This is a genomic window from Micromonospora sp. CA-263727, assembly GCF_050942455.1.
GTDB lineage: Bacteria > Actinomycetota > Actinomycetes > Mycobacteriales > Micromonosporaceae > Micromonospora.
Map to the genome: position 1 here is coordinate 4,946,722 of NZ_CP192031.1, position 25,266 is coordinate 4,971,987.

At 69.5% G+C, this 25,266-nt stretch carries 25 protein-coding genes and 2 pseudogenes; 12 read left to right on the forward strand and 15 right to left on the reverse strand.

The window, feature by feature from the left end:
- The first annotated feature begins 2 nt into the window (after positions 1 to 2).
- The 6 genes from ACQPYA_RS21605 (at position 3) to ACQPYA_RS21630 (ending at position 8,345) form a co-directional block, all read left to right on the forward strand.
- Positions 3 to 1,298, forward strand: coding sequence for an ABC transporter substrate-binding protein (locus ACQPYA_RS21605; RefSeq protein ID WP_433528913.1), 1,296 nt, complete (start codon positions 3 to 5; stop codon positions 1,296 to 1,298).
- A 75-nt stretch (positions 1,299 to 1,373) separates the two neighbouring features.
- Entirely contained in the window at positions 1,374 to 2,351 is a 978-nt protein-coding gene (locus tag ACQPYA_RS21610; RefSeq protein WP_433528914.1) for a carbohydrate ABC transporter permease, read from the forward strand.
- A complete protein-coding gene (locus ACQPYA_RS21615) occupies positions 2,351 to 3,235 on the forward strand; it encodes a carbohydrate ABC transporter permease (RefSeq protein WP_433528915.1) in 885 nt (294 codons plus the stop codon). The genes ACQPYA_RS21610 and ACQPYA_RS21615 overlap by 1 nt, the downstream gene beginning before the upstream one ends.
- On the forward strand, positions 3,232 to 5,463 hold the full coding sequence (gene yicI, locus ACQPYA_RS21620; protein ID WP_433528916.1) for an alpha-xylosidase: 2,232 nt from the start codon (positions 3,232 to 3,234) through the stop codon (positions 5,461 to 5,463). Before ACQPYA_RS21615 ends, yicI begins: the two co-directional genes overlap by 4 nt.
- On the forward strand, positions 5,460 to 6,857 hold the full coding sequence (locus ACQPYA_RS21625; RefSeq protein ID WP_433528917.1) for a GH1 family beta-glucosidase: 1,398 nt from the start codon (positions 5,460 to 5,462) through the stop codon (positions 6,855 to 6,857). The genes yicI and ACQPYA_RS21625 overlap by 4 nt, the downstream gene beginning before the upstream one ends.
- A 153-nt stretch (positions 6,858 to 7,010) precedes the next feature.
- The gene (locus ACQPYA_RS21630) at positions 7,011 to 8,345 is read left to right on the forward strand and encodes an IS4 family transposase (protein WP_433528918.1); all 1,335 of its coding nucleotides are present in this window, start codon (positions 7,011 to 7,013) and stop codon (positions 8,343 to 8,345) included.
- A 176-nt stretch (positions 8,346 to 8,521) separates the two neighbouring features.
- Here the strand turns inward: ACQPYA_RS21630 and ACQPYA_RS21635 are convergent, their stop codons facing one another.
- A complete protein-coding gene (locus ACQPYA_RS21635; protein ID WP_433528919.1) occupies positions 8,522 to 9,115 on the reverse strand; it encodes a nucleotidyltransferase family protein in 594 nt (197 codons plus the stop codon).
- A gap of 285 nt (positions 9,116 to 9,400) precedes the next feature.
- On the opposite strand from ACQPYA_RS21635, the pseudogene ACQPYA_RS21640 reads away from it, so the two are divergent.
- Positions 9,401 to 9,972 (forward strand): annotated as a pseudogene (locus tag ACQPYA_RS21640) (IS5 family transposase); the annotation flags it as partial.
- A gap of 18 nt (positions 9,973 to 9,990) precedes the next feature.
- Here the strand turns inward: ACQPYA_RS21640 and ACQPYA_RS21645 are convergent.
- From ACQPYA_RS21645 to ACQPYA_RS21655, 3 genes are all read right to left on the reverse strand, one after another.
- Positions 9,991 to 10,233, reverse strand: coding sequence for a hypothetical protein (locus ACQPYA_RS21645; protein WP_433528920.1), 243 nt, complete (start codon positions 10,231 to 10,233; stop codon positions 9,991 to 9,993).
- A 28-nt stretch (positions 10,234 to 10,261) separates the two neighbouring features.
- A complete protein-coding gene (locus ACQPYA_RS21650; RefSeq protein ID WP_433528921.1) occupies positions 10,262 to 10,453 on the reverse strand; it encodes a hypothetical protein in 192 nt (63 codons plus the stop codon).
- Positions 10,454 to 10,626: 173 nt separating this feature from the next.
- Positions 10,627 to 11,613: an XdhC family protein gene (locus ACQPYA_RS21655; RefSeq protein ID WP_433528922.1), complete on the reverse strand. Its 987-nt coding sequence runs from the start codon at positions 11,611 to 11,613 to the stop codon at positions 10,627 to 10,629.
- A gap of 117 nt (positions 11,614 to 11,730) precedes the next feature.
- Between ACQPYA_RS21655 and ACQPYA_RS21660 the strand changes: the two genes are divergently transcribed.
- The 3 genes from ACQPYA_RS21660 to ACQPYA_RS21670 are packed head-to-tail and all read left to right on the forward strand — an operon-like array spanning position 11,731 to position 15,358.
- The gene (locus tag ACQPYA_RS21660) at positions 11,731 to 12,270 is read left to right on the forward strand and encodes a (2Fe-2S)-binding protein (RefSeq protein ID WP_433528923.1); all 540 of its coding nucleotides are present in this window, start codon (positions 11,731 to 11,733) and stop codon (positions 12,268 to 12,270) included.
- A complete protein-coding gene (locus ACQPYA_RS21665; protein WP_433528924.1) occupies positions 12,267 to 13,256 on the forward strand; it encodes an FAD binding domain-containing protein in 990 nt (329 codons plus the stop codon). Before ACQPYA_RS21660 ends, ACQPYA_RS21665 begins: the two co-directional genes overlap by 4 nt.
- The gene (locus ACQPYA_RS21670) at positions 13,253 to 15,358 is read left to right on the forward strand and encodes a xanthine dehydrogenase family protein molybdopterin-binding subunit (RefSeq protein ID WP_433528925.1); all 2,106 of its coding nucleotides are present in this window, start codon (positions 13,253 to 13,255) and stop codon (positions 15,356 to 15,358) included. The genes ACQPYA_RS21665 and ACQPYA_RS21670 overlap by 4 nt, the downstream gene beginning before the upstream one ends.
- Before the next feature lie 16 nt (positions 15,359 to 15,374).
- On the opposite strand, the gene ACQPYA_RS21675 is transcribed toward ACQPYA_RS21670, so the two are convergent.
- From ACQPYA_RS21675 to ACQPYA_RS21695, 5 genes are all read right to left on the reverse strand, one after another.
- Positions 15,375 to 15,857: a hypothetical protein gene (locus ACQPYA_RS21675; protein ID WP_433533562.1), complete on the reverse strand. Its 483-nt coding sequence runs from the start codon at positions 15,855 to 15,857 to the stop codon at positions 15,375 to 15,377.
- A gap of 164 nt (positions 15,858 to 16,021) precedes the next feature.
- Entirely contained in the window at positions 16,022 to 16,516 is a 495-nt protein-coding gene (locus ACQPYA_RS21680) for an SUKH-3 domain-containing protein (RefSeq protein ID WP_433528926.1), read from the reverse strand.
- 44 nt (positions 16,517 to 16,560) lie between these two features.
- Positions 16,561 to 16,968 (reverse strand): hypothetical protein, encoded by a 408-nt coding sequence (locus ACQPYA_RS21685; RefSeq protein ID WP_433528927.1) that lies wholly within the window; start codon positions 16,966 to 16,968, stop codon positions 16,561 to 16,563.
- A 557-nt stretch (positions 16,969 to 17,525) separates the two neighbouring features.
- Positions 17,526 to 17,999 (reverse strand): NUDIX domain-containing protein, encoded by a 474-nt coding sequence (locus tag ACQPYA_RS21690; protein ID WP_433528928.1) that lies wholly within the window; start codon positions 17,997 to 17,999, stop codon positions 17,526 to 17,528.
- Positions 17,996 to 18,718: an XRE family transcriptional regulator gene (locus tag ACQPYA_RS21695; protein WP_433533563.1), complete on the reverse strand. Its 723-nt coding sequence runs from the start codon at positions 18,716 to 18,718 to the stop codon at positions 17,996 to 17,998. The genes ACQPYA_RS21690 and ACQPYA_RS21695 overlap by 4 nt, the downstream gene beginning before the upstream one ends.
- A gap of 284 nt (positions 18,719 to 19,002) precedes the next feature.
- Here ACQPYA_RS21695 and ACQPYA_RS21700 point away from each other — a divergent pair, with 284 nt between their 5' ends.
- Entirely contained in the window at positions 19,003 to 19,236 is a 234-nt protein-coding gene (locus ACQPYA_RS21700) for a flavin reductase (protein WP_433528929.1), read from the forward strand.
- A 52-nt stretch (positions 19,237 to 19,288) separates the two neighbouring features.
- Here the strand turns inward: ACQPYA_RS21700 and ACQPYA_RS21705 are convergent, their stop codons facing one another.
- The 5 genes and pseudogenes from ACQPYA_RS21705 to ACQPYA_RS21725 all read right to left on the reverse strand — a co-directional run bounded on the left by ACQPYA_RS21705 (position 19,289) and on the right by ACQPYA_RS21725 (position 23,886).
- Positions 19,289 to 20,572, reverse strand: coding sequence for a tyrosine-type recombinase/integrase (locus ACQPYA_RS21705; protein WP_433528930.1), 1,284 nt, complete (start codon positions 20,570 to 20,572; stop codon positions 19,289 to 19,291).
- A pseudogene (locus tag ACQPYA_RS21710) lies at positions 20,562 to 20,752 on the reverse strand (helix-turn-helix domain-containing protein). Before ACQPYA_RS21710 ends, ACQPYA_RS21705 begins: the two are co-directional and overlap by 11 nt.
- A complete protein-coding gene (locus tag ACQPYA_RS21715) occupies positions 20,749 to 22,098 on the reverse strand; it encodes a replication initiator (protein WP_433528931.1) in 1,350 nt (449 codons plus the stop codon). Before ACQPYA_RS21715 ends, ACQPYA_RS21710 begins: the two are co-directional and overlap by 4 nt.
- 100 nt (positions 22,099 to 22,198) lie before the next feature.
- Positions 22,199 to 23,536 (reverse strand): FtsK/SpoIIIE domain-containing protein, encoded by a 1,338-nt coding sequence (locus tag ACQPYA_RS21720; protein ID WP_433533564.1) that lies wholly within the window; start codon positions 23,534 to 23,536, stop codon positions 22,199 to 22,201.
- Between the two features lie 26 nt (positions 23,537 to 23,562).
- Positions 23,563 to 23,886 (reverse strand): hypothetical protein, encoded by a 324-nt coding sequence (locus tag ACQPYA_RS21725; protein WP_433528932.1) that lies wholly within the window; start codon positions 23,884 to 23,886, stop codon positions 23,563 to 23,565.
- A 156-nt stretch (positions 23,887 to 24,042) separates the two neighbouring features.
- Here ACQPYA_RS21725 and ACQPYA_RS21730 point away from each other — a divergent pair, with 156 nt between their 5' ends.
- Entirely contained in the window at positions 24,043 to 24,606 is a 564-nt protein-coding gene (locus ACQPYA_RS21730) for a GntR family transcriptional regulator (RefSeq protein ID WP_433528933.1), read from the forward strand.
- Between the two features lie 406 nt (positions 24,607 to 25,012).
- Here the strand turns inward: ACQPYA_RS21730 and ACQPYA_RS21735 are convergent, their stop codons facing one another.
- Entirely contained in the window at positions 25,013 to 25,264 is a 252-nt protein-coding gene (locus ACQPYA_RS21735) for a hypothetical protein (RefSeq protein ID WP_433528934.1), read from the reverse strand.
- Between the last annotated feature and the right edge of the window lie 2 nt (positions 25,265 to 25,266).

Here is a 25,266-nt window from a genome sequence, read left to right on the forward strand (position 1 = left end):
CAATGCACCGATTCCGCAGAGTAGCCGTGGCGGCCACGGTGGCCGCGATCACGGCGACCAGCCTGGCCGCCTGCGGCGGCGACGGCGACGACAGCGGGGCCAACGTCCTCAAGCTCTGGCACTACGAGAGCGCGAACAGCGCGATGGGGGTCGCCTGGGACCGGGCGATCGAGATCTTCAAGGACGAGCACCCCGGGGTCGAGGTGCGCTTCGAGCGCAAGGCGTTCGAGCAGATCCAACAGAACGCCGGCATGATCATCAATTCGTCCGAGGGCCCGGACATCATGGAGTACAACAAGGGCAACGCCACCGCCGGCCTGCTCTCCTCGCAGGGGCTGCTCACCGACCTCACCGGGGAGGCCACCAAGCGCGGCTGGGACACCGCGCTCAGCCCCAGCCTCCAGACCACCGCCCGGTACGACGACGGCGTGATGGGCTCGGGCAACTGGTACGGCGTGCCGAACTACGGCGAGTACGTGATGGTCTACTACAACAAGGAGCTCTTCGCGAAGCACGGCGTCACGGTGCCGACCACGCTGGCCGAGATGACCTCCGCGATGGACACCTTCGTCGCCAAGGGCGTCACGCCGCTCGGCATGTCCGGCGCCGAGTACCCCGCCGGCCAGCTCTTCTACCAGCTCGCCCTCTCCCGCGCGGACCGGGCCTTCGTCGACAACTACCAGCTCTACAAGAACCCGGTCGACTTCCACGCGGACCCGCTACGCTACGGCGCCGAGACCTTCGCCGAGTGGGTACGCAAGGGCTACCTGGGCAAGGACTCCGCCAGCCTGAAGGCGGAGGACATGGGGGTCGCCTTCATCTCCGGCAAGGTCCCCATGATCGTCTCGGGTAGCTGGTGGTTCGGCCGGTTCAAGAGCGAGATCTCCTACGACTGGGACACCTTCCTCTTCCCGGGCAACACCCTGAACGCCGGCTCGTCGGGCAACATCTGGGTGGTCCCGGAGAGCAGCAAGGCCAAGAGCCTGGCGTACGACTTCATCGACATCACCCTGCGGCCGGAGATCCAGGCGCTGATCGGCAACAACGGCGGCGTGCCGGTGGCCGGTGACCCGGCGACGATCAGCGACGAGAAGGACCGCAAGCTGATCGAGAACTTCAACACCATCAGCGCCCAGGACGGCCTGGCCTTCTACCCGGACTGGCCGGTGCCCGGCTACTACGACGTGCTGGTCTCCGGCTTCCAGGGCCTGATCAACCAGTCCAGGTCGCCCGAGCAGGTGCTCGACGCGATCGCCAAGCCCTACCAGGACGGCGTCGCGGAGATCACGCGCGACTGAGCGGCGGCCGGGCAGGCGTCCCGTCCGGCGTGACCGGGTCACCGGTGCGCCTGCCCCGCCGTGGAAGGACCTCCCATGGCTCTCCCCGACACCGTCGCCGCCCGCCAACCGGCGACCACGTCACCGCCGAAGCCGACGGCCGGCAGGCCGCGCCGGCCGTCCCGCTCCGACGCCGGGTACTGGCTCTACCTGCTCCCCGGCGCGCTGCTCTTCCTGCTCGTCATCGGCGGCCCGCTGGTCTACACCGGCTACCTGTCGCTCACCAAGTGGTCCGGCGTCGGCGATCCCCGCTTCATCGGGCTGGACAACTACCGCAACCTGCTCACCGACGACGTCTTCTGGATGTCGTTCCAGAACACCGTGGCGATGATCATCGCGATGGTGGTGCTGCCCACCCTGATCGGGCTGGTGCTCGCCGCGGTGCTCTTCGACACCATCGGGCGTAGGTTCCGGCCCCGCACCGCCGCCGCGCTGCGGGCCGCCTTCTACCTGCCGCAGGTGCTCCCGGTGGTGGTGGCCGGCATCGTCTGGGGCTGGATCCTGCGGCCCGACGGCGCGCTCAACGGGCTGCTCGACGCGGTCGGGCTCGGCGCGTTGAGCCACGACTGGCTCGGCGACCCGGACAGCGCGCTGCCCGTGGTGATGGCGGTGATGATCTGGGTGCAGCTCGGCTACCCGGTGGTGGTCTTCATGGCGGCGCTGGAACGGGTCAACCCGGAGCTCTACGAGGCGGCCGAGATCGACGGTGCCGGCTGGTGGCACCGGCTCCGGGCGATCACCCTGCCGCAGATCCGGCCGGAGACCTTCGTGGTCGGCCTGACCTGCACCATCGCCGCGATGAAGGTCTTCGGCCCGATCTACGCGCTGACCCGGGGCGGGCCGGAGAACGCCACCAACGTGCCGTCGTACTTCGCCTACTTCACCTTCTTCAAGCGGCTGAACGTCGGCTACGGCTCGGCGATCTCGATGGTGCTGACGCTGATCATCGTCGTGGTGGCGGTGCTCTTCATCCGGGCCCAGAACCGGGCCGAACGCCGGGACGGAGGGCTCTGATGGCCGTCACGCTCACCCCATCCCGCGCCCCCGGCGGCACCCGGCGTGCGCCGGACCGGCATCACCGGGGCATCGGCCGGTGGATCGTGCTGGCGCTGGTCACCGCCGCCGCGCTGGCCATGCTGGTGCCGTTCGCGTTCATGCTGCTCAACGCCTTCAAGTCGCCCGGTGATTACTCGACCAACGGCCCGCTGAGCTGGCCGAGCGAGTTCTACACCACCGGGCTGCGGACCTACTGGGAACAGGTCGACTTCCCGGTCAAGCTGTGGAACTCGATCCTCATCTCCGGCTCGGTGGCGGTGCTCGCCGTGGTCGTCTCGCTGCTCAGCGCGTACGCGCTCGGCATCGGCCGGGTCCGCGGCCGGCTCTGGATCATCGGTCTCTTCCTGCTGGCCAACATGCTGCCGCAGGAGGCCCTGGTCTACCCGCTCTACCACTTCGCCAAGGAGGCCGGCCTCTACAACACCCGGCTGTCGGTGATCATCATCTTCACCGTCGTCCAGGCCGCCTTCGGCACCTACCTGCTCGCCTCGGTGCTCAGCACCTTCCCCCGCCCACTGCTGGAGGCCGCGGCGCTGGACGGGGCCGGCCGGTGGCGGATCCTGTGGCGGGTGGTGCTGCCCAACGTGCGACCCACCATCTCGGTGTTGCTGGTCTTCTTCTTCATCTGGACCTGGAACGAGTTCCTCATCCCGCTGGTCATGCTGATCGACAACCAGACCCAGACCGTCCCGGTGGCGCTCGCCTCGTTGCAGGGCGACCGGCTGATGGACGCCCCCACCACCAACGCCGGGGCGCTGCTCAGCCTCCTCCCGGCGATCCTGTTCTTCCTCATCTTCCAGCGCACCCTGGCGCGCGGCATCACGGCAGGAGCCGACAAGTGAAGTTCACCGACGGGTACTGGCAACTGCGTCCCGGGGTCAGCGTGCTGCGCCCCGGCACGGTGGAGTCGGTGGAGCCGGGCGAGCGTGCCTTCACCGTCTTCGCCCCGATCGGGAAGATCACCGGACGCGGGGACACCCTGAACCGCCCGGTGATCACCGTACGGTTCTTCTCCCCCGCCCCCGGCGTGGTCGGGGTGACGGTCGGCCACCACTCCGGCGGGCTGCCCAAGCAGCCCCGGTTCGCCCTCGCCGAGGGCGGCGACCATCCGGTGCAGGTCGAGGTCACCGGGCTCAGCGCCCGGTTGACCACCGGCGAGTTGACCGTCCGGGTCGCGCTGACCGGCCCGTGGCGGGTGGACTTCCTGCGCGGCGACCGGCTGGTCACCTCCTCCACCGAACGCAGCATCGGCGTGGTCACCGACGCCGAGGGCCGCAAGTACGTGCACGACCGGCTGGCGCTCGGCGTCGGCGAGACCATCTACGGGCTGGGCGAGCGCTTCGGGGCGTACGTCAAGAACGGGCAGACCGTCGACATCTGGAACGCCGACGGCGGCACGGCCAGCGAACAGGCGTACAAGAACGTGCCGTTCTATCTCAGCAGCGCCGGATACGGCGTCTTCGTGGACCACCCCGAACACGTGTCGTTCGAGGTGGGCTCGGAGGTGGTGTCGCAGACCCAGTTCAGCGTGCCGGGGCAGTCGCTCACCTACCACGTGATCGACGGCCCCACCCCCAAGGACGTGCTGCGCCGGTACACCGCGCTGACCGGGCGGCCGACCCGGGTGCCGGCCTGGTCCTACGGGCTCTGGCTGTCCACCTCCTTCACCACCTCGTACGACGAGAAGACGGTCACCGAGTTCATCGACGGGATGGCCGAACGGGACCTGCCGCTGTCGGTGTTCCACTTCGACTGCTTCTGGATGCGGCAGTTCCACTGGGTCGACTTCATCTGGGACCCGGCGACCTTCCCCGACCCGGAGGGCATGCTGCGCCGGCTGCACGAGCGTGGCCTCAAGGTGTGCGTCTGGATCAACCCGTACATCGCCCAACGGTCGTACCTGTTCGAGGAGGGGCGGCAGGCCGGCTACCTGGTGCGCAACCCGGACGGGTCGATCTGGCAGTGGGACAAGTGGCAGGCCGGGATGGCGCTGGTCGACTTCACCAACCCGGAGGCGACCCGCTGGTTCGCCGGCAAGCTCAAGGCGCTGCTCGACATGGGCGTCGACTGCTTCAAGACCGACTTCGGCGAGCGCATCCCGACCGACGTGGTCTGGCACGACGGCTCGGATCCACAGCGCATGCACAACTACTACTCGTACCTTTACAACAAGGCCGTCTTCGAGTTGCTGGAGGCGGAGCGCGGCGAGGGTGAGGCGGTGGTCTTCGCCCGCTCGGCGACCGCCGGTGGGCAGCAGTTCCCGGTGCACTGGGGCGGGGACTGCGAGTCCACCTTCGTGGCGATGGCCGAGTCGCTGCGCGGCGGGTTGTCGCTGGCCGCGTCGGGGTTCGGTTACTGGAGCCACGACATCGGCGGCTTCGAGGGCACGCCGGATCCGGCGGTGTTCAAACGCTGGATCGCCTTCGGGCTGCTCTCCTCGCACTCGCGGCTGCACGGCTCCGGCTCGTACCGGGTGCCGTGGGCGTACGACGAGGAGGCGGTCGAGGTGCTGCGCCGGTTCACCCGGCTCAAGATGAGCCTGATGCCGTACCTGGCGGCGGCGGCCGAGGAGGCCCACCGCGAGGGCGTGCCGGTGATGCGGCCGATGGTGCTGGAGTTCCCGGACGACCCGACCGCCGTCTACCTCGACCGGCAGTACATGCTCGGCCCGGATTTGCTCGTCGCGCCGGTGATGAGCGCCGACGGGCAGGTCACCTACTACCTGCCGGCCGGCACCTGGACCCACCTGACCAGCGGCGCGCAGGTCACCGGCCCGGGCTGGGTCACCGAGAAGCACGGCTTCGACAGCGTGCCGGTGCTGGCCCGACCCGGCTCGGTCATTTCGCTCGGTTCGGTCACCGACCGGCCCGACTACCCCTGGGCCGACGGGGTCCGGCTGCGGCTGTTCGCCCCGGTTCCCGGGCAGCGCAGCCGGGTCCGGGTGCCGGCACCCGATGGTGGCGCCGGCACCGAGTTCGAGGTGAACTACCAGGACGGGACGGCCACCGCCGAACTGGTGGCGGGCAGCTCGTCGGGGTATCGCTGCGAGGTCACGGAGGTGGCGAAGTGAGTGAGATCGTGTTTCCCGAGGGCTTCGTCTGGGGCTCGGCCACGGCCGCGTACCAGATCGAGGGCGCGACCAAGGAGGACGGCCGGGGGCCGTCGATCTGGGACACCTACAGCCACACCCCGGGACGCACCCGCAACGGGGACACCGGCGACGTGGCGGCCGACCACTACCACCGCTGGGCCGGCGACCTCGACCAGGTGGCCGCGCTCGGGCTCCGGGCGTACCGGTTCTCCATCGCCTGGCCCCGGGTGCAGCCCGGCGGCTCGGGCCCGGTCAACCAGGCCGGGGTGGACTTCTACTCCCGGCTGGTGGACCGGCTGCTCGAACTCGGCGTCCGGCCGGTCGCCACGCTCTACCACTGGGACCTGCCGCAGGAGTTGGAGGAGGCCGGCGGCTGGCCGGCGCGGGACACCGCGCTGCGCTTCGCCGACTACGCCACCAAGATCGTCGGGGCGCTCGGCGACCGGGTGCACACCTGGACCACCCTCAACGAACCGTGGTGCTCGGCATACCTCGGGTACGCCTCCGGGGTGCACGCGCCCGGTCGCACCGAACCGGCCGCGGCGCTGCACGCCGTACACCATCTGAACCTGGCGCACGGCCTGGCCGGCCGGGTGATCCGCGACCTGGCCCCGGCGGCGCAGCTCTCGGTCACCCTGAACCTGCACGTGATCCGGCCGGCCTCCGACTCGGCGGCGGACGCCGACGCGGTACGCCGGATCGACGGCCTGGCCAACCGGGCCTTCCTCGGCCCGATGCTGGACGGCGCGTACCCGGCCGACCTGCTCGCCGACACCGCCGCCGTCACCGACTGGTCGTTCGTCCGGGACGGCGACGAGCGGACCGCGGCCGTGCCGCTGGACCTGCTCGGCGTCAACTACTACTCGACCACCCTGGTCCGCGCCTGGGACGGCGTGTCGCCCAAATCGGACGCGGACGGTCACGGCCGCTCGGCGCACTCGGCCTGGGTCGGCTCGGAGCGGGTCGAGTTCCTGCCCCAGCCCGGCCCGTACACCGCGATGGGCTGGAACATCGAACCGGCCGGCCTGACCGAGCTGCTGCTACGGCTGCACCGCGAATATCCCGACCTGCCGCTGATGATCACCGAGAACGGCGCCGCCTTCGACGACGTGGTCACCCCCGACGGCGCGATCCACGACGACCGCCGGATCGACTACCTACGCCGGCACATCACCGCCACGGCCGACGCGATGGCGGCCGGCGCCGACGTCCGGGGCTACTTCGTCTGGTCCCTGCTGGACAACTTCGAGTGGGCGTACGGCTACGACCGCCGCTTCGGCATCATCCACGTCGACTACGACACCCAGACCCGCACCTGGAAAGACAGCGCCCACTGGTACCGCCACCTAACCACAACCCACCACCTCCCCTAACCCCAATGCCGCTCAGTTAAGGGGACAGGGTGTCTGTCAAGGGGGCGTGTCGGTGGACGAGGACGGCGGGGTCTCGGTATAGAGGTTTGTCACTCCAAGACAGCCTCTGGACCGGGAGCCCCGCCGTTGGAACAGTGTGCCATCACCCGCACGATGAGGGTGGCTTCGGGCCGGTTCGCGGCGGGTCATCTGGGTGAGTTGACGCAGCAGGTGCCGTTCGAGATGGTCGATGCGGTTCTGGCTGAGACCGGGGCGGTGCAGTCCCGGGTGCGGGATCTACCGTCACGGGTGGTGGTGTATCTGCTGCTCGCGGCGGGGTTGTTCGCCGAGATTGGCTATCGGCAGATATGGGCTCGGCTGATTGCTGGTCTGGACGGGTTGGTGGTGCCCGTACCAACGTCGTCGGCTTTGGCTCAGGCTCGTCGTCGGGTCGGGGACAAGCCGTTCGTGGCGTTGTTCCGGCTACTCGCCGGTCCGCCGGCCGGGGCCCAGCGGTGGCGAGGTCTGCTGGTATGCGCGATCGACGGCACCAGCATGTTCGTGCCTGACAGTGCGGCGAACCTGGCGGTCTATCCCCGCCAGGCCGGCACTCACGGCGGGTCGGGATATCCGATGTTGCGGCTGGTCACCGTCGTGGCATGTGGCACCCGCGCCCTCATCGACGCGGTGTTCACACCGCTCACCAGCGGGGAACTCGCCTGCGCTGGTCGTCTGCTGGGCTGTCTGCAACCCGGCATGCTCCTGCTGGCCGACCGCGGCTTCGCCGCCCGCACAATGATCGAACAGTTTGCCGGCACCGGAGCTGAACTGCTCATCCGTGACAAGAACGACCGGAGACTACCGGTGATCCGCCGTCACCGGGACGGGTCATGGATGTCGGTCATCGGCGCAGTCACGGTCCGGGTCGTCGATGCCGAGATCGTCGTGAGCCTGGACGGGAAACGCCACGTCGGCCGGTACCGGCTGATCACCACCCTCACCGATCACCACCGGTTCCCCGCCCTGGACCTGGTCACGCTCTACCACCAACGCTGGGAAATCGAGACGGCATACCTGGAACTGAAATCGACCCTGCTGGGGGGACGGGTCCTACGGGCTCGGACTCCGACCGGGGTGAGCCAGGAGGTCCACGCCCTGCTGACCGTCTACCAGGCGGTGCGGCTGGCGATGACCGACGCCACCGCCAGCCAGCCCACCACCAGCCCGGACCGGGCCAGCTTCACCGTCGCGGTCCACGCCGCCCGGGACCAGATCGTCCTGGCCGCCGGGATCATCGCCGACACCGACATCGACCTCGTCGGCGCAATCGGCCACGCGGTCCTGACCCACCTACTCCCCGAACGACGTGCCCGAACAAGCCCACGAGTGGTCAAACGCGCCATCTCCAAACACCGCGCCAAAGGCACCATCGACCGCACCAACTACCACCACACCATCACCGTCAACATCCTCGACACCACAGAGTTGACAACCGACCCACCGCCTTAACTACGCGGCATTGCCCCTAACCCACCCCCTCCCCCGCCCCCCGCCCCCGCCCGCCCCGCCCGCCACCCCTCGCGCGTCGATCATGCAGTTGTGGTGCCCGACAGAACAGGGCAGTCGCCGTATTTCCGGCACCACAACTCCATGATCGGCAAGACGGGGGGTGGTGGGGGTGGGGGTTAGGCGCCTATTCGTTGTTCGGGGACGGTTAGGCCGTAGAGGGCCATGAGTTCCGGGGTGTCGACTCGGCTGCCGTCGGCTACCGCGTCGCAGGCGATGTCGACGATCTGGTCCTTGTGGGCCAGCAGGTAGGGGCGGGCGCCGACGTCGGCGCTGGCCAGGGTGGCGATGCCGGGCCAGTGGCGGCGGCCGAAGAGCATCGGGTAGCCGCGCAGGCCGTTGTAGGTGGCGCAGACCAGCACGTCGGGGAAGGGCAGGGCGGCGACCCGGCGGATCGCGGCCGCGGTCAGCCCCGGCATGTCCACCGGCACCACCACCGCCGCCTCGACCCGGTCGTCGTCGATCCCGGCCAGCCCGGCGCGGATGGACGAGCCGACCCCGGTGCCCCACGCGCGGTTGACCACCACCGTGGCGCGGCCCAGGTCGGCGGTCTGTCGGACCTGCTCCGCCGCGGCGCCCAGGACGACCACGATCGGCCCGCAGCCCGACTCCGTCAGCGTGTCGATCATCTGGTCGACCAGGGGCTTACCGCCCTGGTGTAGCAGGGCCTCCGGGCCGCCGATCCGGCGACCGCCTCCCGCAGCGATGATCATTCCTGCGATCCGGTTCAGAGCTGCGCTCCCTCCAACTTGGGAGCGGCCGGGGGCACCACGCCCCCGCCCGTCCCGTCCTACACACACCGTCTGCAACGAGCGCGGCCGGACCAGGGTGGCGGGGCAAATGGCATAAATTGGGTATCTATCTCATCCTTCGCCAATCACTGCGAGCACGGCGGCCCCGGCGCCCCGGATCAGTCGGGGCGCCGGGGCCTGGGCGCCCCTATCCGCCCGCGCTACCCGGGGTCGGCGTGAAGACGACCTGCCAGGCCCGGTGACATGTCGTCGATCGTGCGGGCGCACCAGCATGCCGCTGACGCCCGCAAAAAGGGGGCTCCCCGGCAAGTCCGGCGACGCCTGGTACGCAAGATGGCGAGGCCATCGGCCGATCCCGCGGCGGGCTGAGCACGAAGATCCACCTCGCCGTCGACGGACGTGGACGGCCGCTGTCGATCCTGCTCACCCCCGGCCAAGCCGGCGACAACCCGCAGTTGTTGGCGCTGCTGGACGCGATCCGCGTCAACGAGCCCGGCCCCGGTCGCCCCCGCAAGCGACCCGATGCGCTGATCGCCGACAAGGGCTACGCGCACGACTCCACCAGACGTGCGCTACGGCAACGGGGAATCCGGCACGTCATCCCGCAACGCTCGGACCAGGTCACCCGCCGTGCCGCCAAAGGCATCACCGGCGGGCGACCACCGGCCTTCGACAAGGCGACCTACCGCAAGCGCAACGTCGTGGAACGCTGCTTCAACCGCCTCAAGCAGTGGCGTGACCTGGCCACCCGATACGCCAAACGCGCATCCCTCTACCGAGCAACCCTTGTCCTCATCGCCGCCATCATCTGGCTCTGATGACACCGATGACTCGCCTCAAGCAGGGACCTGGGCAGAGCTGACGAACCAGGAACCCGACTCGACACCAATGGGCTCATCAACCCAAGGCTGCACGATGACGGCGAGCTGCGCTGTCATGGGCCACACGTCCACGACCCACCCGTCGGGCGTCACCTCGACATGCGCGCGCAGCAGCTCGGTGACCTCTGACGGCAGGTCCCACGAGCGTTCGAGGAAATCGTCCACGCCGAACTTCTCAACCGTGTTGACCACAACCACGGCGAGACTCTAGCCAAGACGTCCTGCCTCATCGTTCCATGATCGGCAGGACAGGCCCTAGTCGCCGCTGGCCGTGCGTAGGTAGACGGTGCCGTAGCCGGGGCGGGGCTGGCAACAGGTCCTCCGCCAGTGCCCAGTCACGGGTGAGCAGGAAGGCGGTGCGCAGCAGCCGCGGTGAGCGGGTCACGACGAATTCGTCGAACCCCTCCGGTGTGATCACGTGCCCGCCCTCCTGACAAGTCGGTCACGAGGTAGTACCCGGCCACCACCCGGAAAGGTTGCCTGACCCGGCCGCCCGAGCGGCACCCGTACCGCGGGCCGCCACCCGCCTCCGGTCGCCACCCGGAGCGCCGCAGAGTTGCCGGCCGGGGGAACGGCAGCGCCTGCGGCCCGTCATCGCCCGGGCGAGGCGGTCTCGGCCGCGCGGATCCTTCCGTGGGCGTCGCGCAGCCGGCCGCCGGTTCGGCGGTTGCCGACCGCCACCACCTCGGCGAGCATGGAGAGCGCGGTCTGGGCGAGGGAGGCCGCGCCGAGGTCCAGGCCCGCCGGTCCGGCGAGCCGGTCGAGGCCCGGCGCACCGGCCAACCGGGCCAGCCGCCGGGCGTGGGTGTCCCGGCTGCCCAGCGCGCCGACGTACCCGACCGGCCGGGCCAGCGCGGCACGGATCGCCCGGTCGTCGATCCGTGGGTCGTGGGTGAGCACGAGCACCGCGTCCCGGGGCTCCGGCGCGACGGTCGCCAGCCACTGGTCCGGCCAGGTGCAGACCACGTCGTCGGCCGCCGGCACCCGGTCCCGCTGGGCGTACGCGGGTCGCGGGTCGACCACGACCACCCGGTACCCCATCGGGACCGCCAGGGCGGCCAGCGCGGCGGCCAGGTCGGTCGCGCCGACCAGCAGCAGCATCGGGCCGGGCCGCAGTTCCTCGACGAAGTGCTCGTCGCCGCAGCGCAGGGCGGCCCGGTTCGCCGCCGTCGACCAGTGGAACGGCGGGCGGAGGTCGATGCCCAACGCCAGCGGGCGGCGGGTGGCCAGCGCCGCACCGATGGCCGCGTACACCGGGCCGGAGGGCAGCGGGCAGATCAGCACGCCCAGCTCCCCGGCGCAGGCCGGGGCGGGTTCCCAGGGCATCAGGTCCGCGCCCGGACTGATCGCGGTGAGCCGGGGGCGGGCACCGTCGAGCACCGAACGGGCCTCGTCGAGCAGGGTGGCCTCCACGCAGCCGCCGGAGACGGACCCGGTCCAGCCGCCGTCCGAGGCCACCGCCATGGTGGCCCCCAAGGGCCGGGAGCCGGGACCGGCGCGGCGTACCAACCGGGCCAGCACGATCCGCTGCCCGGCACCGCGCCGCTGCTCGACGAACGGCCACACCTCCGCCAACATCTGCCGACACCCTCCAACCCCGAGCCACTTGCGTACCTTTTTATAGCTTTTAGACAAGTTCGGTCGTACTTGCCGATAACTTGGTCGGCAACTCACCACCGTCAGGGGCTGGACACCATGGACACCGAGATCAGGCTGCGAGTGGACGGAGCCGACCATCGGCTCACCGTCGACACCCGGACGACGCTGCTCGACGCGCTACGCGAACGGCTCGGCAACACCAGCCCCAAGAAGGGCTGCGACCATGGGCAGTGTGGTGCCTGCACGGTGCTGCTCGACGGGCGACGGGCCAACAGCTGCCTCGCGCTCGCGGTGGCCCACGACGGGGCCGAGATCGTCACCGCCGCCGGGCTGGCCGCCGACGGCGAGCTGCACCCGATGCAGCGCAGCTTCATCGAACACGACGCCTTCCAGTGCGGCTACTGCACGCCGGGACAGATCGTCTCCGCGGTCGCCATGCTCCGGGAGGCGGCGACCGGGTGGCCCAGCGCGGTGACCTTCCGCCCGCCGGACGACCCCGCCGGCGAGCCCGACACCGGTCCGGTCGACCTGGCCGCCAACCCCGACGAGATCCGTGAACGGATGAGCGGCAACCTCTGCCGCTGCGCCGCGTACGCGAACATCGTCCCCGCGATCCAGGAGGTGGCCCGGTCATGAGGCCGTTCCGGTACGAACGCGCCTCCGACCCGGCCGGCGCGGTCGCCCTGCTCGCCCGCTCGCCGCAGGCGGCGTTCCTCGGCGGCGGCACCAACCTGGTCGACCTGATGAAGCTCGACGTGGCCCGCCCCGACCTGCTGGTCGACGTCCGGGGGGTGACCTCCCGCGCGATCGAGGAGCTGCCCGACGGCGGGGTACGCATCGGCGCCGGGGTGTCGAACAGCGACCTGGCCGCCGATCCGCTGATCCGGGGCCGCTATCCGGTGGTCGCCCAGGCCGTCCTCAACGGCGCCTCCACCCAGCTGCGCAACCTCGCCACCGTCGGCGGCAACCTGCTGCAACGCACCCGCTGCGTCTACTTCCAGGACGTCAGCACCGCCTGCAACAAGCGGGAACCCGGCTCCGGCTGCTCGGCGATCGAGGGGCACAATCGGGACCTGGCCATCCTCGGCACCTCACCGGAGTGCATCGCCACCCACCCGTCCGACCTGGCCGTCGCGCTGGCCGCGATGGACGCCACGGTGCAGACCATCGGCCCGGACGGCAGCCGCGCCATCCCGCTGACCGAACTGCACCGGCTGCCCGGAGCCGACCCCCAGCACGACAACGTGCTGACCCACGGCGAACTGATCACCGCCGTCGACCTGCCGCCGCTGGCCTTCGCCGCCCGCTCGTACTACCGCAAGATCCGGGACCGGGCCTCGTACGCGTTCGCGCTGGTCTCGGTCGCCGCCGCGATCGACCTGGTCGACGGGGAACTGCGCGACATCCGGATCGCACTGGGCGGCGTGGCGCACAAGCCGTGGCGGGCGCGGCGGGCCGAGGACCTGCTGCGCGGCGGACCGGCCACCGAGGAGCGGCTGCGCCGGGCCGCCGAGGCCGAACTCGTCGACGCCCAGCCGCAGTCGGACAACGCCTTCAAGATCCCGCTGGCCCGCAACGCCATCGTCCGTACCGTGCTGGACCTGGCCGGGGCGGCGCGGTGAGCGCGGTCGCGCCACACGCCATGGGTCAGCCGCTCGACCGCTTCGAGGGGGCGGAGAAGGTGCGCGGACTGGCGACGTACGCCTTCGAGCACCCGGTGCCGCGCCCGGCCTACCTGTTCGCGGTGCGCAGCACCGTCGCCACCGGAGAGATCATCGGCATCGACTGTAGCCGGGCCAGCGCCCAGCCGGGCGTACTCGCGGTGCTCACCCACCTGAACGCGCCCCGGCTCGGCACCGACGACGGCGAGCTGCGCATCCTCCAGTCCGGGGAGGTCTCCTTCCGCGGCCAGCTCGTCGGCGGCGTGATCGCCGAGACCTCGGAGATCGCCCGGCACGCCGCCGGCCTGGTCCGGGTCGACTACCGGGAACGACCCCACGACGTCGACCTGGAGTCCAGCCGCGCGCGGGGGCAACTGCGGGTACCGCAGCAGACCATGCCGCTCTTCCCGATGGACATCGACAAGGGCGACGTGGACGCCGCGCTCGCCTCGGCGGCCGTCCAGGTGGACCACACCTACCGCACCCCCTGGTACAACCACAACCCGCTGGAGCCGCACACCACCATCGCCTGCTGGACCGCCGAGGGGCTCACCCTGCACGTGTCCACGCAGTACCTGCGGGGCGTCCAGACCACCGTCGCCACCGCGTTCCGGCTCCAACCGGACCAGGTCCGGGTCTTCTCGCCGCACGTCGGCGGCGCGTTCGGCTCGAAGGTTCCCCGCCACTCCGACCTCATCCTCGCCGTGATGGCCGCCCAACTCGTCCCCGACCGGCCGGTGCGCTTCGCGCTCACCCGGCACCAGATGTTCTCCCAGACCGGCTACCGGTCCCCGACCACGCAGCGGGTACGCCTCGGTGCCGACGCCGGCGGGCGGCTGACCGCGGTCGCCCACGAGTCGGTGGAGCAGACCTCCCGGCTCAAGGAGTTCGCCGAACACGCCACCCGGGCCACCCCGACCATGTACGCCACACCCCACCTCCGGACCCGGCAGCAGTTGGCCGCGCTGGACCTACCGACACCCGCGATCATGCGAGCCCCGGGCGAGTCGGTCGGCATGTTCGCCCTCGAATCGGCGATGGACGAACTCGCCATCGCGGGCGGCCTCGACCCGGTCGAGCTGCGGATCCGCAACGAGCCGGAGGTGCACCCGCTGGACGGGCGGCCGTTCTCCAGCCGGAGCCTGGCCGCCTGCCTCCGCGAGGGGTCGCGACGGTTCGGCTGGGAAGCGCGCGACCCCACTCCCCGGGCCCGCCGCGAGCACGGCTGGTTGGTGGGCACCGGCGTAGCCTCGGCGACCTACCCGACCCTGCGGCTGCCCGGCTCCAAGGCCACCATCCGGGTCACCCCGGACGGCCGGCACACCGTGCTGATGGCGGCGGTCGACATCGGCACCGGCACCCGCACCGCGCTGACCCAGATCGCCGCCGACGCGCTCCGGGTCGACTTGGCCCAGGTCGAGCTGCGTCTCGGCGACACGGCATACCCGCCAGCGGCGCAGGAGGGCGGCTCGGCGGGCATCACCAGTTGGGGGGCCACCATCTGCGAGGGAGCCGACGAGCTACGCCGGCGGCTGGCCGCCGACCACGGCGGCACGGTGCCCGCCGAGGGCCTGGAGGTCACCGTCGACATGCCGGAGAATCCCTACCTCAAGCAGTACGTGATGCACGCCTTCGGCGCACAGTTCGCCGAGGTGCGGGTGCACGAGGAGACCGGCGAGATCCGGGTGCCCCGCCAGCTCGGGGTGTACGCGGTAGGCCGGGTGGTCAACCCGAAGACCGCCCACTCGCAACTGATCGGCGGGATGACCATGGGCCTGTCCATGGCGCTGCACGAGGCGAGCATCCTGGACCCGCGCTACGGGCACGTGGTCAACCACGACCTGGCCACGTACCACGTCAGCAGCAACGCCGACGTGGGGGCCGTCGAGGCGTACTGGATCGAGGAGGACGACCCGTACGTCAACCCGATGGGCACCAAGGGCGTCGGCGAGATCGGCATCGTCGGCGCCGCCGCGGCCATCGCCAACGCGGTGCACCACGCCACCGGCGTACGCGTCCGCGAACTACCCATCACCCTCGACAAGCTGCTCCCGTACGAGTGATCCACCCGGCCCGCGGTCAGCTCAACTCGGCCGCCGGCTCCGGTAGATATGCCTTGTACAACCGCTTGACGAGCGAGTTGAAGGCGTAACCCCACAATCTGGTTCCCCGGAAGGTCCACACCTGGCCGGCCTGCACGTCCGCGACCGCGGGTTGGGCCATCACCGCGAAACCGTTCAAGTTAAGGCGGTATGCCTTCTGAGTCAGCGCCACAGCGGCCGGGTCCACCGACTCGGTCACCAGGATGGGCAGCACGATGACGCCCGACTGCATGCCGCGCCACTGGCCCTTGCGGCCAACACCCAGGTTCACCACATCATCGACGTACGCCCGAAGGCTCGCCTCATCGACCTGCTCCACCTTGGCCGCGACCGCGAAGATGTGGATCCTCGTCAGCGCCCGGACCCGCGCCCGATACCCCACCACCACCGGCATCGAACCGATGCTCTCGTCAGTCACCGCACACCCGTCGGCCACCATCCGCTGCCGGACGACACTCATATACGCATCCACAGATTTCATCCCAAAGTCCTCTTCGCAAAACGACGGCAAGCCATTCCATTCCGCGCAACGCGTGACGATAACCGTGACAGCAACGCAAGTAGACCACCAGAGGCATGCATCAGCAAGGTCAGCACTTGGCTACCGGAGATAATCGACAGAGATCACGCAGGCGGCCAGGGGGAAACTCCCGGATCAGAGTGCAGACACAGCAGCGGACGATCCGCGCAAATTGCCAACTCTAAAGACTCCTCGAAGGTTGGTCCAAGCTCCCAAAACCACCCCCTGCCAGCAGCAACCACCCTCCCCTTGGATTCGATGAATACGCTTGAACAGCTAAGCCACTCGCCGATAGGGAAGTACTGTCCACCAAGAACGGACTCCACCTCCACAGCCAGGGCACGCTGGCCCGATCCGGCCGCAATAGGATCAAAATTGTAAGGCTCATCATTAGTGAAGTTCGGACCAACCTGATGGATCGGCTCAACCGACAGCCCCCCAAGCGCCGAGAGAACATCTACAGCCAATGAATGGGCGCGGTAACCTTCGCGCTCCAACTGTTCCACCCATTGGCCAGTGTCAACGGCGCGGCTCGCGCTCCACCCGGAGGCACCAAGAGCTCCGAGCACACCCGGACTGAGCGACTCGAAACGAATCATGGACGCCACTGCGCGTAACTGAAGACGGGACCGGACGATTGGCTTCAAATGAGATCAGGCGCTACAGGTCCTTCGAGATCAAAAACGGGTACTTGGCGCTCATCTTCGGGGCGCCAAACTGAGAATATCCACTCTCCGTAGGGATAGTCGCTAATGGTTTCGAAGATAAACCCGGTTCGGGTTTTCAAACTTAGATCGAGCCCAACATCGCGACTCTGCGCGCCCACTTGAACGATTTCATCTCCGATCAGGTCATCGAGACCGTGAGCCTTCGCGGCGTCGCCTGAAATCGACGGAGAAATTGCAGGAATTTCAGTTGCAGAAACACGCCAGTTCGTGTTAACACGTAGGCGCCAGTGGTTTCCGCTGAGGCATACGCCACCACCGTCCGCCTCGGCAGCAGCGATCGTGAGTGGGAGAAACGCCCTGATTTCCTCTATCCACGGGAACACTATGGCTCCAACTCAATGTGCGTCCGAGACCGTACATACTGCTTCGGATTCACGCCCCTCGGCGGCTGCACCGGCCTGCCTGTGAATGGACTGACTGGCGCATCGGCACCGTTTGTAAACGAGGCTCGAAGCCCCGCATTTCCGTTGGCTGACGGCTGCATAATGCGGATCCTACTGCCATCCGGCAGTTGGAAGCCCGTACCTGCCGAACGGGTGGGGAAGGTGCTAAACCCAGCCTCTCCCGCATCGACCGCCGCCTGCAATCCTGACTCCAGCCGCGAAGCGCTCGTGGGCACTACGGTCCCGTTCGCGTCTGCCACGAACGTGGCCCCGCCGCAGTTGTGGACCAGCACCGGTGTTTTGCCGGCTACCACATAGTACGTGTGGGATTTTCACCCCGTCACGCAGTGTGACTTACGTGTTCATGGCGTTTCACCTGGCCTTTCGCGTGTGGCACCAACTTGCCGCATCGATATCTATCGGTGTTGACGGCGACGGTGACGGCAACCTGGGGAGACGTCCGCGCCCGTCGACGGCCGAGGCATCGATGGGTGGCGTTATCCGAGGTAGGGGGTGTCGCGGTGCTCGGCGTGGTGGTGGAGGCGGAGGCGGACGGTGTCGTGGATGGGGATGTGGTCGAACTCGGTGGGGTGGATGAAGCGGACCTCGGTGGACTCGTCGCTGACGGTCAGCGTGCCACCGACGACTCGGGCGAGGTAGGTCACGGTGAACTCTTGCCGGACCTCACCGTCGGCGTAGGCAATGACGTGCGCGGGGTCGGTGTAGATGCCGAGCAGGCCGGTGATGGCGATGTCGAGGCCGGTTTCTTCCTTGACCTCGCGGACGGCGCACTGTTGGAGGGTTTCGCCGATGTCCATGGCGCCGCCGGGTAGTGCCCAGTTGCCGGAGTCGGTGCGCCGTTGCAGCAGGACGCGGCCGTGGTGGTCGGTGACGAGGGCGGCGGCGCCGGGGACGAGGCTGTTCGCGGTGGGGGCGTGCGGGTCGTGGTAGTAGTCGCGCCGGCCGGTCACCGGGTCTCCTTGGGGTGGGCGGTGGTGGTTTGCCAGATCTGTTCGAACTGGTCGGCGTGGGCGGCGAAGATGCCGTGCGGTGAGAGTTCGCGCAGGTGCAGGGCAGGGTGTTGGTAGCCGCGGGCGCGGTAGAGGTGTGGGGTGACGATCATCTGGTGGTCGAAGCGGAACACCGAGTTGTACAGGTGCACGGTGTGCAGGCCGATCTCGACCCCGGGCACGCCGTGGAGGGGTTCGCAGAAGTTGAGGGCGTTGCGGATCCGGCCGGGTAGGGTGCCGCCGATCTGTTCGAGGGCGTCGCGTTCGGCGACGTGCGGGCAGTCGGGGTCGGCGAACGTGAGCCGGACCCGGGCGCCGTTGGCGGCCTTGTCGGTGATGAGCTGCATGGTGTTGGGCAGCAACTCTAGGAGGAACGGGTAGGCGTAGCCGAGCAGGTCGATCCGCGTGGTGGCGCCGGTGAGCAGGGCCGCCCAAAGGTGGTGGGGGATGTCGGCGCGGTGGGCGTACGCGGCGACGACCTCAGCGGTGGCTTCCGCGCCGGGGGCCTGGTCGGGGCGAGTCTGCGGCCACAGGTCGGCTTCGGTCTCGCCGAGGGCGTCGGCGACGGCGAGGCGGGTGCGTTGGTGCGGGATCCGGCCGGCGAGCCACCGGGTGACGGTCTTGACGTCCACACCGACGGCTGTGGCGAGGGCGGCCGGGTCGAGGTGGGCGCGGAGCATGGCCGCGCGGAGGCGGTGACTCATACCGTCCCACGGTAGTGGACACGGCGGAACGCGCCAGGGTCGCCGAAGTGTCCGGCAAGTTGTCCATCGGGACGTTGGGGTGCCCCGGGGCTGGTTCGTAGGTTCAGCGGCAGGGCCTCGCCGGTTCGCTTGCGATAGATCGCCGGGCTGGTGGGCGCCAGGGGAAGGGGCACCGCCCGACCCGGGCTGTGGTCGGGTCCGGTGCGGGTGGCAGTCCCTTCCCCTTCCAACGATCCGGGAGGGTGGTGGGGTTGTTGTCGATGCACCAGCCAGTACGGCCGCAGTGGATCTGTGCGGGATGTGGGGCGGCGTGGCCGTGCCGGACCCGTAAGCGGCAGCTCGTGGTGGAGTTCACCGGGGCGCGGATATCGCTGATGCTGCACCTGTCGGCGTACCTGGTTCAGGCGTGCGAGGATCTGCCGCACACCCCGTCGGGGGTGTTGCACGCGCGGTTCCTCGCCTGGCCACGCTCAGCGGCGCTGCGCAACGAGTAGCGGCGCCCCGACCAGGATCATGGGTCCGGGTCGGGGCGCCGCTAGTCGGGTGTCAGTCGTCGGCGGGTGGGATGTCGTCGTCCGGGTCGGTGTCGTCGGAGTGCAGGGCTCGGTTCATGGCTTCGATGGCGTTGCGGTGCAGGCGGGGTCGGACGTGGGCGTGGATGTCGGCGGTGACGTGCAGCCGGGCGTGTCCGAGGAGTTCCTTGATGGTGACGAGTTCGACGCCTTGTTCCAGTAGCAGCGTCGCGCAGGTGTGTCTGAGGTCGTGGAAGCGGATGTAGCGGACCTCGGCGAGGTAACAAATCGTCTCGTGCTGACGGTGAACGCTGGCGGGGTCGAGCGGACCGCCCGTAGTTGAGGCGAACACCAGGTCGAGATCTGCCCAGGTGTCGCCGGCTTCCCGCCGGTCGATGTCCTGGCGTTGGCGGTAGCGGGTCAGCGAGGTGATGCAGTCGCGGGGCAGCAGGATCCGCCGCTGAGACGCCTCCGTCTTGGGTGGTTGGAAGGTCATGCCGCCCTTGGTGCGGGCGAGGGTGCGGCGTACGGACAGGTGACCGGCTTCGAGGTCGATGTCGGACCATTGCAGGCCGAGGAGTTCGCCGCGTCGCATGCCGGTGCGCAGCGCGAGTTCGAACAGCGGGCCGTGGCGGTGGAACGCGGCGGCGTACAGGTACTTGCGGGCCTCCCCGGCGGTGAACGGCTGGTACCGGCTGCGGGCAGGGGTGGGGAGTCGGACCGGGGAGGCGACGTTGCGGTGCAGCAGTTCCTCCCGTACGGCGTGAGCGAGGGCGGCGGACAGGACCGCGCGGATGTACCGGACGGTCGCCGGTGTCACGTGGCGTTGGCAGCAGGCGCCGACGGCGCAGCAGCGGGGCCGCCGATCCTTGCGCGGGTGGTGCGGATCACGGCGGGCGTCCCAACCACGGGCGCAGCACTGGCATACGGCCTGGACCGTGTCGAGGAAGGTGCGGACCTCGGTGACGGTGAGCGCGGCGAGCCGGCGGTGACCGAGTGCGGGGATGAGGAACTGCCGGACGTAGGTGTCGTAGTTGGCGTAGGTGGTGGGCCGCACCTGGTGGACCGCCACGGTGATGAGCCAGCGGGTGAGGTAGTCGGCGACGGTTAGCGTCGGGTCGGCGGTCGCGGGTAGACCCCGGTGGGAGTCAGCGAGCTTGACGGCCAGCTTGTCGGCGGCTTCCTTGCGGGTGGCGCCGTAGACCCGGACCCGTCGGCTGCTGCCGTCGGCGGCCTGGACGTAGCCGGCGCCTTCCCACCGGCCGTCGGCGCGCTGGTAGACGGTGCCTTCACCGTTGGCGCGTTTCCTACCGGCCATGCCCGGTCACCTCCCCGCTCAACTCACGCAGGTAGGCGGCCAGGGCCGTGGTGGGGATGCGGCGGCACCGGCCGATGCGCACCGACCGGAGTCGCCGGGTGCGGATGAGGTGGTAGACGGTGTGCTTGGACACTTGGAGCCGGTCCATGACCTGGGCGACGGTGGCAGGTCAGCGGTCACGCCCCACCTCCGGGTCCGGCGTAGCGCCAGTCGCCGACGACGAGCACGCTCGCCGGGTCGACGCCGGCCCGCTCGGCATGCCGGTCGGCCATCCAGTGACGGCGTTCGGCGCGCAGCGCGGTGAGGGTGGTGGAGTAGGCGCGTGAGGTGGTGGCGAAGTGGCCCCGGAAGCCGAGGGTGTGCGCGTACCGGCGCAGTCGCAGCCGACCGAGGCCGGGTTGGCCGCCCAGCCACCAGCAGGTGTCGACCAGCCGACGAGCATGCCCGCTCAGGTGCCGCAGGCTGACACCGGATCGCCGGCCGCTCCCCGCGCACCGGTGACACAGCACCGCAGTTGTGGAGTTGGTGCCGTGGCCGTCGCAGGCGCGGCAGTAGATCGGGCCGAGGTCGACCCCGACCGTCTCGGCGGCCTTGGTGGCGTACTTCGCCACGTACCGGGCCACCACTGTGTCCGACATGCCATCAGCGCGGGTGATCGGGCGGACGTCGACCTGCCGGCCCCACCTCAACCGTCGGGCTGGCACCCGTCGGCAGGCCGGGGTGGTCACCTCGACCCGCTGAACGGCGGCGTGGATGGCGTGGTCGAGCAGGTCGATGCTGGCCCAGCCGGCCGGGGCCGAGGAGGGGCCGTCGGTGCCGTCCAGGCGGACGATCGCGTGCAGGTGCACCACGCCCCGGGCCTGGAACTCGGCGACCTTGGCGAACACCACACGCACCTGCCGGGCCGCCACCACACGGGGCAGACCGGCTGCGGCAGCCAGGCCACGACGCGTCTCGGTCGTGAACCGCGCCCACAGCAGCCCGACATGGGCGTTGAACAGCATCTGACCGGGGTAGTCGTAGCCGGTCGGGTCCAGTGGCGTGCCGATCGCGGGGTCGGCGGCCGGGTGCCACCTGCCACAGCTACGGTGAGCCGCCGTAGGCCGGGTGCGGGGGTGGCAGGGGCGGGGCTGGCCGTGCCGGTCCGGGCCGAGGTGCACCGGCCCGAACGACGGCGCGGTCACCGTGACGAACAGCCGGGGCCGGTCGGCGACCTGTACTGGGGTGTCCTTGCCGCCGTGCAGGCCGGCGGCGATCAGGTGGTAGGCGTCCAGCTTGTACAGCGCCGAGCAGGCCGGACACACCGACGCGCGGCGGCTGCGGCAGCGCAACCCGACCACCCGGCCCGGTGCGGCCGTCGGGCCCAGGCTGTCGACGATCCGGCCGGTGCTCCGCTCGACGAGCAGACTGCTGCCGGTGACGGCTACTGGATGCCGGCACTCGCCGACGTGGTGGGCGAGGTCGGTGGCGGCCGCCACGCGGAGCAGGCCGCCCGGGTCTGCCGGTACGGGGTGGGGTGACATCATCGGGGGTGGTTCCTTCTCATTGCTGGGATAGGGGCTGAACCCGGGCAGCGCGGCGGAGTGTTCTTGGCGGAATGGGCCGCCGCTCTGCCCGGGGAACTCGTCATCGGGGTGCGGCATCGGCCACCGCCTTCCCCGTGGTCAACAGGTGCAACGGGTCGCGGACCAGGTGCGCGGTCGCGGTGGCGATCGCATCGGCGGTCGCGTCCGGCACGTACGGCGTGCGGACCAGGGTGAACCCAGGCCGACCCTGCGCAACCATCGACGCCACCCCGACATACGCCGGGTCTTGCAGCCGACGCGGATGCTCATCCGGCGCGGACGTGATGTCCGAGCCGAGCACCGCCGTGGCCGCCTCCGAGGTGCGCTGGGCGAAGCTGATCGCGACCTGGCAGTTGTCGCGGATCTTCGTCGGGATCGCATCCCCGGTGGCCTTCTGCGTCGCAAGAACGACCTGGATGCCGACGTTGCGGCCCTTACGGATCAACTCCTCCACCAGCCGGGCGGTCTCCCGGGCCAGGGCGTCGAGGCGCTTGGACTGCGCGTCGGTGCCCTTGGTCTCGTTCAGGAACGTGTGCGCCTCATCGATCACCACCATCACGAGGGGCCAGGAGGCGGACGGGCCGACGTGCCACATGTTCTTCACGCCGAGCACTGAGCGGATCGCGTGCTGCCGGGCGACCATCAACTCCCGTACCCGGGCCAGATGGTCACGGACCTGCTCGGGGTCGTCTTTCGCCGACAGCCACGCGCGGGTGAACAGGTCGTCGTAGTCCGGGCCGCCCTTGCCGTCGATCAGCACGAACTGCACCGCCGGCGATGGGGCGAGCTGGCAGAACCGGGCGTTGAGGAACGACGTCTTGCCATAACCCGCCAGCCCGGCCACCACCACGCCGGAGACACCGGCCGAGCGGATCGTGACCGGCTGACCGTCGGCGTCCACGCCTGCGACCCACACGGCCGGGTCCGACCCGCCGTCGGTCGGTTCGGTCCAGCTCGCGGGTTCGGTGAGGGGGTCGTGTAGCAGCGCCCGTATCCGGACCAGGCCGGGACGGACCTGCGCCACCCTCACGAGCGGCACCCGCCACACGTCGGCCAGATGCCCGGCCGCCTGCGTGAACTCCTCAACGCCCAGCCGGCCAACGGTGGAAACGTCCACGCGCACGCCCCACCGCTCGGCCGCCACCGTCACCGCTGGGATCAACTCCCGAGTCACGACCGTGCCCGGCGGACGGGTGGACCACCACGGCGGGCGGCTCCGCTCGGACTGCACGAGCCCGACCCGGCGGGCGGTCCGCCGCCACGTGTACCTGATCCGCCACGCGACCCGCAGCATCCGACGGAGCTGCCTGCCTGCTACCAGGTACCGCACGACGTGCGCGCCGAGCCACACGAGTACGGCCAGGGCGGCGACCGACAGCACGACGGCCGGTACCGCCACGATCAGGCGGGTATCAGGGGGATGGATCATCCGGGCTTCACCGCCGTCAACGCCGACGCCCGGAAGATCTGCCAGGCCCGGCCGTTCTTCTCCCCCGTCACGAACGTCAACCCGGACGCCCGCACCATCTGTCCCACGGCTAGGTCCTTCGGCACCGACGGTTGCGGCACCGACACCCGCAACACCTGCGGCTGTCCACCGTCGACCGTCAAGGCGAGGGGCACCTCCACCAACGGCGCACCGGTGACCCGATCCGTCGCGGCCACACCGTTGGCCTTGTCCTTGAACTGCGGCGCCGGCACAGCCAGCACCAGCAGCGTCTGGCTGCCATCAATCGGCAACACCAACATGTTGTGTTCTCCTCTGCTTCGGTCCACGCCACTGCGGCGTGCGTCCCGTGCACATAAGGTGTCACGTGACACCTGTGACGGTCAAGAGTTCTGGGCACACGAGTGTCATGTGACGCCTGTCTCGCCTGATCAGCCCATGACGGCTACGATCAGCGCATGGCCCACGACCCAGACGACAAGCGAGCCCTGTTCCAGCAGGTCGTCGATGACATCCTCGACCAGATCCGCGACGGACGCCTCAACCCCAACGACCCACTACCGTCCGCCCGCAAGATGGCCGACCTCTACGGCGTGGCGTCCATGACCGCCCAACGCGCACTACGCGAACTCCAACACCGGCGCATCACCTACAGCGTCGCAGGCAAAGGCACCTTCGTCCACCCCGACGCCTTCGACCTCCTACGCGGCGGTGTCCTCCGCGAACCCATCGACGACCCCGACCTCCGCCGCAGAGTCGCCGCCTACCTCGCCGACCAACAAACCATCACCATCCGCTACCACCACGCCCGCACCACCGACGACAAGAACGCCGCCCTACACGACCTACTACGCCACGCCGACACCAACAACGACCTCATCGACGACGTGATCAAATACCAGGCCAACCGAGGCAACTTCGCCCAGCAGCCCGAACACCTCCAACGCCCCAGCAACGACGACCAGGCCCCGCCACCCGCCAAGCGCTCACGCAGCAACCGCCAGCGCACCCCGAAGCAGTAAGCCAGCCGGACCAAGGCCCTCGACCAAGATCCGACTGGCTCAAAACTGCTCTACAGGATCAAGAGCGCCCGGCTACGCCGGGCCGCGCGCACGCGCTACAGGCCTACGGCCACGCGCGCACACCCACCAATACCAAGCGCCCAACCACGAGAGCCGGGACTGTCGACCGACCGGGGCTGCCGTGACGATCCCTTCGCCAACCGATCCAGGCGAGTGGTTCCGGGGATCGACGCCGCACCGCTACGCGGCGCGCCACCGCACATCCACCTCACTCACTACGGCCCACAAGAAGCCACGCATCGATGCATTCCTATATATCTCCTGTCTCTGACGGCAACCATGACGGCAACCCAGGCAGACGACGACGCCTCACAGAGCACCTCAGGCGTCATACCGCCACAGCCTGTTACCCGTCCGCGAGATACTCAGAAACCCATTCCCACTGGCTTCCGCCATCCATCAGCCGCGACAGACCGACGCGAAGACACTCGGCGAGGGACGCCTCTTCAGCTCGCACCAGACCTTGCGCACCTAGCGAGCCGCCCGATATGACGAGGGTCCAATAATCTCCCCCTTGGGCATACCTTTCGTGATCAACCTTCAGGATCACCGTCGTTCCAGCCTCCGCAAGCTTGCACATCAGAACTTCGATATCCATCG